Source organism: Mammaliicoccus lentus, assembly GCF_947036595.1.
Lineage (GTDB): Bacteria > Bacillota > Bacilli > Staphylococcales > Staphylococcaceae > Mammaliicoccus > Mammaliicoccus lentus.
This window is the reverse complement of record NZ_OX344834.1, coordinates 2,504,659-2,519,315: the sequence shown is the minus strand read 5'-3', so window position 1 is coordinate 2,519,315 and position 14,657 is coordinate 2,504,659. Positions and strand designations below refer to the sequence as shown.

The following is a 14,657-nucleotide window of genomic DNA, read 5'->3' as shown; positions in this document are numbered from 1 at the left end:
GGGATTCGTATGTATTATTCTGGGTTTTTTCTATGCCAAAATGGAGGGAAAAAGGATGAAATACGAAGCTTTAGCAAAGGATATTGTAAAGAAAGTTGGTGGAAAAGAGAATATTATCTCTTTGACACACTGTATTACAAGATTGAGATTTCAGTTGAAAGATACGGGAAAAGCAGACACTGAATATCTCAAGAATAAAGACGGGATAGTAACAGTTATGGAATCAGGTGGACAATATCAAGTAGTAATCGGAAACCATGTTCCAGATGTTTACGAAGCAGTAAGAAAAGAAGCTAATTTAGGTGATGGATCATCGAGTAGTGAAGGAAATAAAGATACTTCTTTATTTAATAGATTTATTGATTTAATCTCTGGCATCTTCCAACCGATTTTAGGTGTGTTAGCTGCAGCAGGTATGATTAAAGGTTTTGCTACATTGTTTATGACCCTTGGATGGGTGAAAGAAGAGTCGGGAACTTATCAAATAATGTTTGCAATCGGGGATGCATTATTCTACTTCTTCCCAATATTTTTAGGTTTTACAGCAGCTAAGAAGTTTGGTGGAAACCAATTTATTGGTATGGCTTTAGGTGCTGCACTCGTTTACCCTACATTGGTAGATGCAATGGCAGCAGGTAACGAAAGTGCAACAATGTTATTTAGTGGTACATTCTTTGAATCTGAAACAGCGATGACGTTTCTAGGTATCCCAGTTATATCTATGACTTATACGACTAGCGTAATTCCAATTGTATTTGCAGCATTCTTCGCATCAAAACTAGAAAAACATTTGAAGAAAATTATTCCTGATGTTGTAAAAACATTTTTAGTTCCGTTCTTCACGTTACTTATAATTGTACCGTTAACATTTATTGTTATTGGGCCAATATCAACATGGGGGGCAAACTTAATCGGTGCAGGTGTATTAGGTGTTTATGGATTTAGTCCATTAGTAGCAGGACTGTTATTAGGTGCCTTTTGGCAAGTATTTGTAATCTTTGGCTTGCATTGGGGCTTAGTTGCAATTGCAATTAATAATATTTCAACTTCTGGTTACGATGTTATTATTCCTATTATATTTGCAGCATCATTTGCTCAAACAGGTATTGTATTAGGCATGTTCTTTAGAACAAAAAACCAACAATTGAAATCTTTAAGTATCCCAGCATTTATTTCAGGATTGTTTGGTGTTACTGAACCAGCTATTTATGGTATTACATTACCAAGAAAGAAACCATTTATTTATAGCTGTATCGTTGCAGGTATTACAGGTGGTATGTTAGGTTTTGCGGGCACTAAGATGTACTTTATGGGCGGTTTAGGTGTATTCGGATATACAACATTCATAGGTGAAAATGGATTGGATTCACCATTTTGGATGTCACTGATTGCTACAGGTGCTGCACTTGTTCTTGGCTTAATTATTGGTTATTTAACGCATAGTGATAAGAATGAAGCAGAAATTGAAAAAGGAACTGAAGCTGGTGAAACCTCTACTGAAGGAATTGCAAATGATGTATTAGTAGAAGCGCCGGTAACAGGTAATGTTCTAGATTTAACAACAATTAATGATCCAGTATTCTCTTCGTTAGCGATGGGCAAAGGTATTGCAATCCAACCAGACAGTGATGTTGTGGTGGCGCCGTTTAACGGTGTGGTGGAAAGTTTATTCCCAACAGGACATGCGATTGGTCTTAAATCGGATAATGGTGCAGAAGTGTTAATTCATATTGGTATTGACACGGTTAAATTAGAAGGCAAACATTTTAAACCATTAGTATCTCAAGGTGAAACAGTTGAAGTAGGACAACCATTAATTGAATTCGATAGAAAAGCGATTGCTGATGAAGGTTTTGATACAGTTATTCCAGTAGTCGTAACAAATACGAATTTAGCGAAAGATGTCTTATTAGAAGATAATAAAGAAATAAAACAAGGTAGTCACGTATTAACAGTGATATTTTAAGGAGGAAATGGAAAATGAGTTTAAATAAAGATTTTTTATGGGGCGGCGCTATTGCACAAAACCAATGTGAAGGTGCTTACGATGTAGATGGTAAAGGATTGAGTTTAGTAGATGTGTTACCTGCAGGTGATGATAGAAAAATACCTTTATTCGATCCAGCACGTGGACTAAAAGAAACATTTGATTATTATCCAAGTCATGAATCTATAGACTTTTATCATCGTTATGAAGAAGATATTAAACTATTTGCAGAAATGGGCTTTAAAGTATTAAGAATGTCTATTTCATGGCCAAGAATTTTTCCAAAAGGTGATGAAACAGAACCGAATGAGAAAGGTTTAGCTTTCTACGATAAAGTATTTGATAAGTTAAAAGAATACGATATTGAACCTTTAGTTACATTAAATCACTTTGACACACCCTTATACTTAGCAGAAGAATATGGTGGCTGGTATAACAGAAAAACAATAGACTTCTTTGTTAATTATAGTCGCGTTGTATTCAACCGCTATAAAGATAAAGTAAAGTATTGGTTAACGCATAATGAAATTAACATGATTTTACACATCCCTTATATAGGCGGGGGTCTAATCATTGAAGACCAAGAAAAAGCAGAACAAATAAAATATCAGGCAGCACATCATTTATTAATAGGTTCAAGTTTAGCTACAAAAGTAGGTAAAGAGATTAACCCTGATTTCCAAATTGGTTGTATGTTAGCAGCAGGGGAAGTATATCCAAATACTTGTCATCCAAATGATATGTTAGCAGCACTTAAGAAGAATAGAGAACAGTATATATTTATAGATGTACAATCTAGAGGAGAGTATCCATCATATTCTAAACGCATGTTCGAAGAATTAGGTGTAGAAATAGAACAAGAACCAGGAGATGCTGAAATACTCAAAGAAAATACAGTAGATTTCATTTCGTTTTCGTATTATTCAAGTCGTTTAGAAAGTGGAGACGCGGAAGTGAATAAAGAAAAGGGTGCGGGCAATGCGTTCGCTTCATTAAAAAATCCTTACTTAAAAGCTTCAGATTGGGGATGGCAAATTGACCCTGTTGGATTACGTGTCACAATGAATGAAATTTATGACCGTTATCAAAAACCATTGTTTATCGTTGAAAATGGGTTAGGTGCGAAAGATGAAGTGACTGAAGATGGTAAAATACATGATGAATATCGTATTGAATATTTAAGCGAACATTTAGAACAAATGATTGAAGCGGTAGATGATGGTGTTGAACTATTAGGTTATACTTCTTGGGGCTGTATTGACCTCGTTTCAGCAGGAACTGGAGAAATGAAAAAACGTTATGGTTTCATTTATGTCGATAGAGATAACAGAGGTAATGGTACATTAAATCGTACACCGAAAGACTCATTCTACTGGTATAAGAAAGTAATCGAAACAAATGGAGAAGACTTAAGTTATTAATATTATTCGGAGGGAAATCAACATGCAGACAAATACAGGATTTAAAGACGGTTTCTTATGGGGCGGTGCGACAGCAGCAAACCAAATCGAGGGTGCTTTTGACGTAGACGGTAAAGGTTTATCATCAGCTGACTTTGTGGAATATATTCCAAAAGAACAAAGAACGAAAGATAACAGTATGGAAGTTACGACTGAACATATTCAAAAAGTATTAAGTGGTGAGTATGAAGGTAGATTCCCGAAAAGAGAAGGAATTGATTTTTACTATCATTATGAAGAAGATATTAAATTATTAGCTGAGATGGGCTTTAAAGCATTTAGAATGTCTATACATTGGTCACGCATATTCCCTAAAGGTTATGAATCAGAACCAAACGAAGCGGGTTTGAAATTTTACGAAAATGTATTTAAAACTTTAAAATCATACGACATTGAACCAGTAGTAACGTTAAGTCATTATGAAACACCATATGGCTTAACAGAAAAATATAACGGCTGGATTGGTAGAGAAGTTATAGAACATTTTGAACATTATGCTAAAACAGTGTTTAAGCGTTATAAAGGGTTAGTAAAGTATTGGATGACATTTAATGAAATTAATATTATTAATATTTCACCATTTACTGGCGGTGGTATTCTTTCAGATAAATTAGAGAACCCTAAAGCAGCGTCATACCAAGCATTACATCATCAACTTGTAGCATCAAGTCTAGCAACTAAAGCATTACGTGAAATTGACGCAGATGCACAGATTGGTTGTATGTTAGCTCGTATGAAACATTATCCATATACATGTAACCCAGAAGATGTACTGAAAGCAATGCAAGATAATCAAATGAATCTATTATATACAGATGTACATGCATTAGGAGAATATCCGAATTATTATAAACAATTCTTGAAAGAAAATGACATTGAATTAGATATTCAAGAAGGTGATTTAGAAACCTTGAAAAATTATACAGTAGACTACATTTCATTTAGTTACTACATGTCATTACTTTCAGCAAATACTGAAGAAGGAATAAGAACAGAAGGTAACTTGATGAACAGTTTGAAAAATCCATATTTAGAAGCATCAGAATGGGGTTGGCAAATTGATCCAATAGGAATAAGAGTCGTATTAAACGAATTCTGGGATAGATATAACAAACCACTATTTATTGTAGAAAACGGCTTAGGAGCTAAAGATAAAGTAGAAGAAGATGGAAGTATTCATGACACTTATCGCATTGATTATTTAGAGAAACACATTTCTGAAATGAAAAAAGCAGTTATAGACGGAGTAGACTTAATGGGATATCTAGCTTGGGGACCAATTGACTTAGTATCAATGTCTACAAGCGAAATGAGTAAACGCTATGGTTTCATATATGTCGATAAAGATGATGAGGGGAACGGAAGCGGCGAAAGAACAAGAAAAGACTCATTTAATTGGTATAAAAATGTTATTGAAACAAATGGTGGAAATTTATAAAGGTCGATAAATAGAAGCTGAAGCTGGGACATTTATTAGTGTCTCAGCTTTATTTTTTAATTTTAAGAAGAATAGAAGGCGTTTTTAAGTTAATATTACATTTAATCTAATAAGAGAGTGGGGGTTCTATTGCGTAAGAAATCTTACTCAACAACGTTAAATATAAATTTCATGTAGAACGATTTTGTAAAGTGCTGACGCCTGAGGGAATAGTATGAGTGAGAGACTACAGGCTCGAACCATACCCTAGGCAAGCATGCACAAACAAAATCTTAAATTATATAAAAAAACAACTCATTTCTAGTTGATTAAATCAGTGAAATGAGTTGTTTTTTATGTTGTTTTAATACAAATATCCAAATTACGTTTAATATTTTCACTTGCTTTGATGTGAAATGTTTCGGATTATTAAACGAAGAAGTTTACACATCTAAAAGTATCGGTAAACGCTTACAATATAACTAGGGAGGTCATTTGATTGTTGAGTGAACGTCAAAGAAATATCGTATCTCATTTATCACCCGTTAAAGATTTTATAACGATTACTGAATTAGCATCTTTATTCCAAGTTTCAGAACGCACAATTCAATATGATTTGGAATATATTGAATCTTTTGCAGACCAATTAAAAATTAAAATCGAACGCAGTAAGAGTTTAGGTGTAAAAATTACATCTCAAGACGAAACTAGTTTTTTATCTGAGTCTAACGTAGAAATGGATGTACATTTTTCTAAAATTGAACGAAAAGAACAAATTATATTGAGGTTGTTTGAATCTTCTAACCCTATTAATTCTCAAACATTCGCGGATATTTTAAACGTATCTAGAAGAACAGTAGTAGAAGATTTGAAATCTGTACAGGAATGGCTAGGTAAATATTCATTACTTCTAGAATATAAGAAAAATAAAGGTTTTATAATCGAAGGTAATGAAAAAAACTTGAGAGAAGCATACGCAAATATCGTAAGCGAGTATTTTAGAAAAGCTACGCCTCACATCGGTATGAAAAACTTTTCTAAAGAAGATTTAGAAAAAATAAGACGGACTGTAATCAATATTTTAAATGAAGAAGATTTTCATCTTGTACAAGTAGGAATCGATGGATTGATATATCACATAATAATAGCTATTCATCGGGCTAAGGAACAGTATATGTTTGAAATACCAGATGAAGAATACGAACGTTTGAGACAAACTGATGTATTTGAAATTGCGATCAAAATTACTCAGCAATTAGAAGAAATATTCCCAATTAAGTTTCCTAAAAGTGAAGCAGCTTTTATTACATTACATTTATTAGGCGCTCGTGTTACTTCTTACCATGAGTATCAAGAACACAAAAATATAACTCAAATCTCAAAATTATTCATCCAAAAAGTAAGTGCACAAATAGGTATACCCCTAATTCATGATCATAAGCTAATGACTGGTTTAATCACACATTTACAACCCGCAATTCATAGAATGACATTTAACATGGCACATTCTAATCCTTTAAAAGGGGAAATCATTGATGAATATCAAGAATTATTTCACGCGATAAAACAACAAATATACGTATTAGAGAATCCTTTTCATATAGAATTTAGCGATGATGAAGTAGCTTATCTTGTATTACATTTTGCTTCTTCTATTGAACGGTTATCTAGTGAACAAACAACACAAATTAAGGTCATATTATTATGTGGTTCAGGTGTTGGCACTTCACAATTATTAAAAAGTCGTATAAAAAATATTTATCCTGAATTTGAAATTTTAGACGCTTTTTCTATCTATGAGATTACTGAAAAAATTCTACAGTCCCATGGTGTGGATTATATTCTGTCTACTGTACCTGTCGAAGATTTTTCTGTTCCGACGATAGAAGTATCTCCTTTTCTTAACAGAGAAGATAGAGAGCGATTAAATCAACTGATTAATGACTTTAGGGAAAGGTACGTTTCAAGCTATAAAACTATAGGTCCAACTTTAGAAGATGTACTTCCTTTCAATCATATTCAAACTAATGTCATAGATAAAAGCAGAGATGAAGCTATAAAAGAGAGTGTAAAAGTATTAATAGATGAAGGGCATGTAAATGCAGCTTATGCAGGTGACATTATAAAGCATTTAGATAAATTTGGTCCTTACATGGTCATTGGACCTAATATTGCGTTACTACATTCGAACTTTGAAAATGTAAATGTCCCTGTAAGTATGTCTATAATGCATTTTAAAAATGGTGTTACTTTTGGTCACGAGAGATATGATCCAGTTAAAATTATTATTATTTTAGCAACTAGTCAGGCGCAAATACATTTAAATGCATTAGGGCAACTTAGTCATTTAATAATGGATGAAGAAAAAAGAAAAGAACTACTAAATGGAAATAAAGAAAAAATTATAGAGCTCATTCATTCTGTTAGTCATAGTAAGGAGGAAATATAAACGTGACAGATTTTATTAAGGAAGAACATATCCTTTTAAGACAGAAGGTTAACAGTTGGGAAGAAAGTATACAACTAGCTTCTAAACCTTTGTTAGATGAAGGGTATTTCACTCAAAAATATGTAGAGTCTATGATAGATAGCGTGCATGAAATGGGGCCTTATATTGTTATAGCTCCTGAAGTAGCTATTGCGCATTCAAGACCGGGCAACAATGTTGAAAAAGTAGGTCTAAGTCTATTGAAATTAGACGAACACATTAATTTTTCTGAAGACGGACATTATGCATCACTAATATTTGTCTTGAGCGCTGTTGATAATGAAGCCCATCTTGATATTTTAAGACAATTAGCAACTAAACTAAGTGATAAAAAAAGAATAAATAGATTAATAGAAGCAAAAAATTCTGAAGAAATAATAAATATATTTAAGGAGAATGATTAATATGAAAATTTTAGTAGTATGTGGACACGGTTTAGGAAGTAGTTTTATGGTTGAAATGAATGCACAAGAAGCTCTGAGAAATTTAAAAGCACCATCAGATGTAGAGGTAGAGCACAGTGATATTATGACAGCTAGTCCTGATATGGCAGATTTATTTATATGCGGAAGGGATTTAGAAGAAAACGCGCAAAGATTAGGTGAAGTTGTTGTATTAGATAACATATTAGATAAAGAAGAATTACAAAATAAATTAAGCGAAAAATTAACTGAAATGAATATTATTTAACTATAAAGGGGTGAGGGCATTATGAATTCAATATTAGGATTTATTGTAGATGTTTTGAGTCAGCCCGCTATTCTAGTAGCGCTTATAGCGTTCATAGGTTTGATTGTTCAGAAAAAATCAGGAGCAGATATTACATCTGGAACAATTAAAACGATATTAGGCTTTTTAGTATTAAGTGCAGGGGCAGACGTTGTAACTCAATCATTAGAACCATTCGGTAAGATGTTCCAAGAAGCATTTGGCGTTCAAGGGGTGGTGCCAAATAATGAAGCGATTATATCTATAGCATTAAAAGATTACGGGACTACAGCCGCTTTAATCATGATGTTCGGTATGGTCGTAAATATACTTATAGCAAGGTTCACAAACTTAAAATATATTTTCTTAACAGGTCACCATACATTTTATATGGCTGCATTTTTAGCAATATTATTAACAGTAGGTAATATTACAGGTACTTTAACAGTTGTTATGGGTTCTATTATATTAGGATTAATTATGGCAATACTTCCAGCACTTGGCCAATCTACAATGAAAAAAATTACTAAATCTGATCAAGTCGCTATCGGTCACTTTGGAACGCTGAGTTACTGGGCAGCTGGAGAAATAGGTAAATTATTTTCTGGGAAATCTAAATCAACTGAAGATATTAAATTTCCAAAAGGTTTAAGTTTTCTTAGAGAAAGTACAATTAGTATTTCATTAACGATGATTGTCTTATATATTATTGCAGCGCTATTTGCAGGTCCACAATATGTACACGCTGAACTAAGTGATAGTCAAAACTTTATTGTGTTCTCGGTTATTCAAGGTGTAACTTTTGCTGCAGGTGTATTTATTATCTTAACAGGTGTACGTTTGATTTTGGCTGAAATTGTACCTGCTTTCAAAGGTATATCAGAGAAATTAGTGCCAAATACTAAACCAGCATTAGATTGTCCTATCGTATTTCCATATGCTCAAAACGCAGTGTTGATAGGATTTTTCGTTAGTTTTATAACTGGTGTAATCGGAATGCTTATTATGTTCTTAATCGGTGGAGTAGTTATACTGCCAGGAGTTGTACCACATTTCTTCTTAGGAGCTACAGCAGGTGTATTTGGTAACGCAAGAGGAGGTATAAAAGGAGCAGTTGCAGGATCAGCATTGAATGGTATTTTAATTACATTTTTACCATTGCTATTCATACCATTTATGGGAGATCTAGGAGCAGCTTCCACAACATTCTCAGATACTGATTTCTTAGCAGTAGGAATTGTAGTCGGATATATTACTAAGTTCTTAGGCATTGCTGGCGTTATTGCATTAGTAATTATCATTGGTTTATTAGGTGTACTATTGCAAAAACGAGCTAATAATAAACTGTCTGAAGAAAAATCATAAATATATCGCTTTATTTGATATATCATAGAGGCTGGGACATAAATACATGTCTCAGCCTCTTTTATTATAATGGCAGTAGCTGACTGGATTGAAAATGCGCTTATATCAAGCTTTTTCCAACCCTAGTCATCCTTGCCGGGGTGGGACTACGAAATCTATTTATTAAAATAAGATTTCTGTCCCACTCCCTTTTGGTATTGGATTAGAATGGAATTAAATTTTTTATAAAATTCCTACCATAGCTATAAGCATTAAATTAGTAACTTCTAAAATAATGATGTTATAGTGTTATTTCATAAGGAGGACTTAAAAAATGAATGCGAAATATGAACCTTTATTTAAAGAACTAAAATTACCGAATGGTGTAGTATTAAGAAATAGATTTGTGTTAGCGCCTTTAACACATGTGTCTTCTAATGATGATGGTAGTATTTCTGATATTGAATTACCATATATAGAAAAACGATCTCAAGATGTTGGGATTGCTTTGACTGCAGCAAGTTACGTTGAACCGCTTGGTCAAGCATTTCCTGGACAAGCTTCTGTTTCTAAAGAAGCGGATATAAGTGGATTATCTAAGCAAGCTGAAGTTATGAAGAAAAATGGTGCTAAAGCATTAATTCAAATTCATCACGGCGGTGCAATGTCACTACCTGGTTTAACACCTGATGGCGACGTTGCTGCACCGAGTGAAGTAGAAGTTAGAGGGTTCGGTCAAAAAGAGACACATAAAGCTAGACCTTTAACTGTAGAAGAAATTGAACATTCTATTGAATCATTTGCAAGAGCAACACGTATCGCAATTGAAGCGGGATTTGATGGCGTTGAAATTCATGGTGCCAATCACTATCTAATCCATCAATTCTTCTCACCTTACTATAATAGAAGAGATGATGAGTGGGGCGAACATTTACGTTACCCTCTAGCAGTTGTAGATGCAGTAACAAAAGTTGTAAATGAACATGCTACACCAGACTTTATAGTAGGTTATCGCTTCTCTCCAGAAGAAGCAGAATCTCCAGGTATTTCTATGGAATTAACTGAACAACTTGTCAAAACATTATCTGAAAAACCGATAGATTATTTACACGTATCTCTAATGGATATTCACTCTGAAACAAGAGAAGGTGAATATAAAGGAGAACAACGTGTTAAATTATTGTTAGACTGGATAAATGGGCGTTTACCATTAATAGGTATTGGCTCTATATTTACAGCTGATGATGCTATCGCTGCACTTGAAACTGGTGCACCTCTTATCGCTTTAGGTAGAGAATTGCTATTAGATTACGAATTCATTAGCAAAATTAAACAAGGTAAAGAAGATGAAATTGTATCTATGTTCGATCCTGAAAGAACAGACAAACATGAATTAACAGAACCATTATGGAAACAATTTAATGCCGGTTTTTACCCGTTACCAAGAACAGATGAAGAACCTTCAAATACAAAATAATAATTTGTATGTTTTCACATAGATACCCTACAAAATAAATATAAAATGATAGTCACCCATAAAATTTAGATACAATTCTAATTTTTATGGGTGATTTTTTATGAAATATCAAAGTATTCTCAATCAATACGTTAGGATGTTTGCACTATGTATATTTATAATGATGTTAAGTTGAATTTTAAACATATAAATATAGATTGAGGTGTCCATAATGAATCAAGATGAGTTAAAGGAAAGTGTAGCGATAGAGGCTATTCAATATATAGAAGATGATATGAAAGTAGGTCTAGGTACTGGGTCTACGATGTATTATGCTATTAAACATTTAGGTGAGCGGGTTAAAGAAGGATTAAATATTGTTTGTGTACCTACATCTGAAAAAACAGCAGAATGGGCTAAAAAATTTGAAATTCCTCTTAGTGATTTTTCAGAAATAAGAAGTTTAGATATCGCAATTGATGGTGCAGATGAAGTGGATGAGAATTTACAATTGATTAAAGGTGGCGGCGGTGCGCTATTAAGGGAGAAAATAGTTGCTGATGCAGCTAAAAAATTTATCGTTATTGTAGATGAATCAAAAGTAGTCAAAACACTTGGTAAGTTTAAGTTGCCGATAGAGGTCATACCATTTGGATGGAAAATTACAGCGCAATCTATAGAGTCGTTAGGATGTAAAGCAATTTTAAGAAAAAAAGAAGAAGAGATTTTTGTTACTGATAATCAAAATTATATTCTTGATTGTGATTTTTCAGAAATTCATCACCCTGAGCAGTTAAATCATGCACTTAAATCTATAGTTGGAGTTGTAGAAACAGGATTGTTTATTAACATGACTAAAAAAGTACTCGTAAGTCGAAGTGCAACAAATGAAATTAAGGAAATAAATATTTAAGAATTACTTTATAGTAGTTAATAAACAGTTAATGGTTTAATAGAGCTGTACTTTATACAATTAACATATCAAATTAAAAGGAGATGTGTTAAATGAAATTTTCAACTACAGCTATAGGAGCACTTGCACTTTCAACTACGATTTTATTAGGTGCATGTGGTAATGACGATATGAAAAAAGACGAAAAAATGGAAACAAAAAGTGAAATGAAAGATAAAGAAATGGACAAAGACATGGATATGAAGGACAAAGAGATGAAAGACAAAGACATGGACATGAAAGATAAAGATATGAAAAAAGACGATATGATGATGTCTGGTATGTTTAAGTCTATGAATGGTGAAATGGTTGAAGGTAAAGCAACTATTAAAGATCATAAATTAATGCTTACTGATTATAAATCTTCTAAAGGTCCAGACTTACATGTTTATTTAACAAAAGATGGCGATGTTGAGAACGGTATGCAAATTGATAAAGTAGATTATGACAAAATGGAACAAACTTTTGATTTAAAAGATATGGATGTTTCAAAATATAACGAAGTAACAATATATTGTAATAAAGCACACGTAACATTTGGTAGTGCTAAATTAAAATAAAAATAAAAATTACTTCTATTAGGGGAATTCGGGCAAACCGTTTTTCCCTATCATGTTATATAAAGGAGAAAACATCATGAAAAAATTATATCAAATTATATTTTTAATCATACGCATTGTAAGTGGTATATACATTTTAAGACAAGGTTATGAAAAGTTAACAGGTGGTTTCAGTTTAGGTGGTCTTACTAAAGTCATTGCACAAAATCAAGACTCTCCAAAATGGTATAAACATTTCTTTAAAATTATTATTGAACCTTACACTTCTTATTGGGAATGGATTATTCCTATTGGAGAAATAATGATTGGTTTGGCTCTCATCATAGGTTTCCTAGAGTATTCTTCAGCTCTATTTGGTATATTTATTATGATTAATAACATTCTAGCAGATATGATTTTTACATACCCTGTACAATTATCTGGATTTATATTTATTGCGCTTAATAAAGAATGTATTAATTCAACATCTGTAAAAACATTTATCAATAAGTTTAATAAGAAGGAAGCAGGATGACAACATGGCAAAAATACTAATCGTAGACGATGAACAAGATATTCTGGATATCTGTAAAACGTATTTTGAATATGAAGGGCATCAAGTAATTACAGGAACCAATGGACAAGAAGCAATTGAGCAAATAGATGATTCTATTGACTTGATGATATTGGATATTATGATGCCTGAGGTAAATGGCTATGAAGTGGTTAAGAAGATGAGAGAACAAAGTCTTGATATCCCATTTATTTATTTAACAGCAAAGACACAAGAAAATGACACAATTTATGCTTTAACTTTAGGGGCAGATGACTATATAAAGAAACCTTTCAGTCCTAGAGAATTAATTTTAAGATCACATAATTTATTAAATCGTAGTAGAAAATTTAATAAACAAGATTATTTAACATTCGATTCCATGACATTATGCAAGCAAGAGAAAGTATTGAAAATAAACGATGAAGAGATTCTACTACGTGTAAGAGAATTTGATTTATTATGGTATTTAGCTGAACGTGAAAAAACAGTTATTTCTAAATCTGAATTATTAGAGAAAGTTTGGGGATATGACTATTACGAAGATGCGAATACAGTGAATGTACACATACGTAGAATTAGAGAAAAGTTAGAACGACAAGATTTCCACGATTATGTTATTACGACAGTTTGGGGATTGGGATATAAATTCGAGAGGGCGAAATAAATGTTAACAATCAGAACTCAAATATTAATTGCATTTATAAGTAGCATTGTGTTAACGACAGCCATCTTAACAGTTGCATATAAATGGATGTGGTTCGATGCTCATACAACGTTGTTACTAACTATAAGCGCTATTATCGCAAGTTGTTTAACAACGGCTATTTGTATTTTATTTATTAATCCACTCGTCAGACGGATTCGTTTAATGAATTTGCAGACAAAACGTGTAGCCCAAGGTCATTATGATGAAACAGAACTTAATATTGATAGTCCGAAAGAGATGAGAGAACTTAGTCATTCATTTAATACGATGGCACGAAATATTGAAATACAAATTGAACAAGTGAAGCATGAACAACAGGAAAAATCAGAAATGGTACAAAATTTATCACATGATTTAAAAACACCTTTAGCAAGTATTACCTCATATGCGGAAGGTCTCAAAGATGGTGTTATTTCAACAGAAGAGGAGCAAAATAAAGCTTACGATGTATTAATTAAGCAATCGCAAAGAATAGCTACTATGTTTGATGAATTAACGAGTGTTATGAGTTTGAATACTGTTTCAAGGAACAATTATGAACTTGAAACGATTTATATAGATAAGTTGTTCGTTTCTATATTACAAACTTATGAACAACAAGCCGCGTGCGAATCGAGAACGATTGATGTTAATTTATGTGATGAGGTGCAATCCTTTAAACAATATCGGGTTCCATTAGAACGTATTTTATTGAATATCATTGATAATGCGATAAAATTTACAAGCCCTGGTTCAAGAATAGAGTTAAAAGTGAATCAAGAAGCGGGGAATATTCTTGTTATAACTGTGTCTGACGATGGGCTGGGTATAGCGAGCGAACATTTAAACCGTATTTTTGATAGAACGTATAGAGTTGAAGAATCTAGAAACAAGACTACCGGCGGGTCTGGGTTAGGTTTGTATATTGCGCGAAATTTAGCACATCAAATGGATGGTGTTTTAGAAGTTGAAAGTAAAATTAATATTGGATCTTCATTTATTTTAAAAATTCCTATGAAATAAAAGTGTTTAACTAAGATTATTGGTATAATAATATAAAAGAAT

General features: G+C 32.7%; 13 protein-coding genes. All 13 read left to right on the top strand.

Features of this window, described 5'->3' with window-relative positions; all coding sequences use genetic code 11:
- The first annotated feature begins 55 nt into the window (after positions 1-55).
- Entirely contained in the window at positions 56-1,966 is a 1,911-nt protein-coding gene (locus ACNMOQ_RS12505) for a beta-glucoside-specific PTS transporter subunit IIABC (RefSeq protein ID WP_416349940.1), read from the top strand.
- Positions 1,967-1,980: 14 nt separating this feature from the next.
- Complete coding sequence (locus ACNMOQ_RS12500) at positions 1,981-3,408, top strand: 6-phospho-beta-glucosidase (RefSeq protein WP_416349939.1); 1,428 nt, start codon at positions 1,981-1,983, stop codon at positions 3,406-3,408.
- A gap of 22 nt (positions 3,409-3,430) precedes the next feature.
- Entirely contained in the window at positions 3,431-4,885 is a 1,455-nt protein-coding gene (locus ACNMOQ_RS12495) for a glycoside hydrolase family 1 protein (protein WP_416349938.1), read from the top strand.
- A gap of 481 nt (positions 4,886-5,366) precedes the next feature.
- On the top strand, positions 5,367-7,313 hold the full coding sequence (locus tag ACNMOQ_RS12490) for a BglG family transcription antiterminator (RefSeq protein ID WP_416349937.1): 1,947 nt from the start codon (positions 5,367-5,369) through the stop codon (positions 7,311-7,313).
- A 2-nt stretch (positions 7,314-7,315) separates the two neighbouring features.
- Positions 7,316-7,756, top strand: a complete 441-nt coding sequence (locus ACNMOQ_RS12485) for a PTS sugar transporter subunit IIA (RefSeq protein WP_070045773.1) — start codon at positions 7,316-7,318, stop codon at positions 7,754-7,756.
- Position 7,757: 1 nt separating this feature from the next.
- Positions 7,758-8,042, top strand: a complete 285-nt coding sequence (locus ACNMOQ_RS12480) for a PTS sugar transporter subunit IIB (protein WP_416349936.1) — start codon at positions 7,758-7,760, stop codon at positions 8,040-8,042.
- A 21-nt stretch (positions 8,043-8,063) separates the two neighbouring features.
- Positions 8,064-9,425: a PTS ascorbate transporter subunit IIC gene (locus ACNMOQ_RS12475; RefSeq protein ID WP_416349935.1), complete on the top strand. Its 1,362-nt coding sequence runs from the start codon at positions 8,064-8,066 to the stop codon at positions 9,423-9,425.
- A gap of 313 nt (positions 9,426-9,738) precedes the next feature.
- Positions 9,739-10,881 carry an NADH-dependent flavin oxidoreductase gene (locus ACNMOQ_RS12470; protein WP_416349934.1) on the top strand — a complete coding sequence of 381 codons (1,143 nt, stop codon included), beginning with the start codon at positions 9,739-9,741 and terminating at the stop codon, positions 10,879-10,881.
- Positions 10,882-11,092: 211 nt separating this feature from the next.
- Positions 11,093-11,773: a ribose-5-phosphate isomerase RpiA gene (gene rpiA / locus ACNMOQ_RS12465; RefSeq protein WP_103268730.1), complete on the top strand. Its 681-nt coding sequence runs from the start codon at positions 11,093-11,095 to the stop codon at positions 11,771-11,773.
- A 92-nt stretch (positions 11,774-11,865) separates the two neighbouring features.
- Positions 11,866-12,372 (top strand): DM13 domain-containing protein, encoded by a 507-nt coding sequence (locus tag ACNMOQ_RS12460; protein WP_017000655.1) that lies wholly within the window; start codon positions 11,866-11,868, stop codon positions 12,370-12,372.
- 76 nt (positions 12,373-12,448) lie between these two features.
- Positions 12,449-12,886: a DoxX family membrane protein gene (locus ACNMOQ_RS12455; RefSeq protein ID WP_416349933.1), complete on the top strand. Its 438-nt coding sequence runs from the start codon at positions 12,449-12,451 to the stop codon at positions 12,884-12,886.
- Positions 12,887-12,890: 4 nt separating this feature from the next.
- A complete protein-coding gene (locus tag ACNMOQ_RS12450) occupies positions 12,891-13,571 on the top strand; it encodes a response regulator transcription factor (RefSeq protein WP_416349932.1) in 681 nt (226 codons plus the stop codon).
- Positions 13,572-14,615: a sensor histidine kinase gene (locus ACNMOQ_RS12445; RefSeq protein ID WP_416349931.1), complete on the top strand. Its 1,044-nt coding sequence runs from the start codon at positions 13,572-13,574 to the stop codon at positions 14,613-14,615. It begins immediately after the preceding gene.
- Positions 14,616-14,657: the final 42 nt, after the last annotated feature.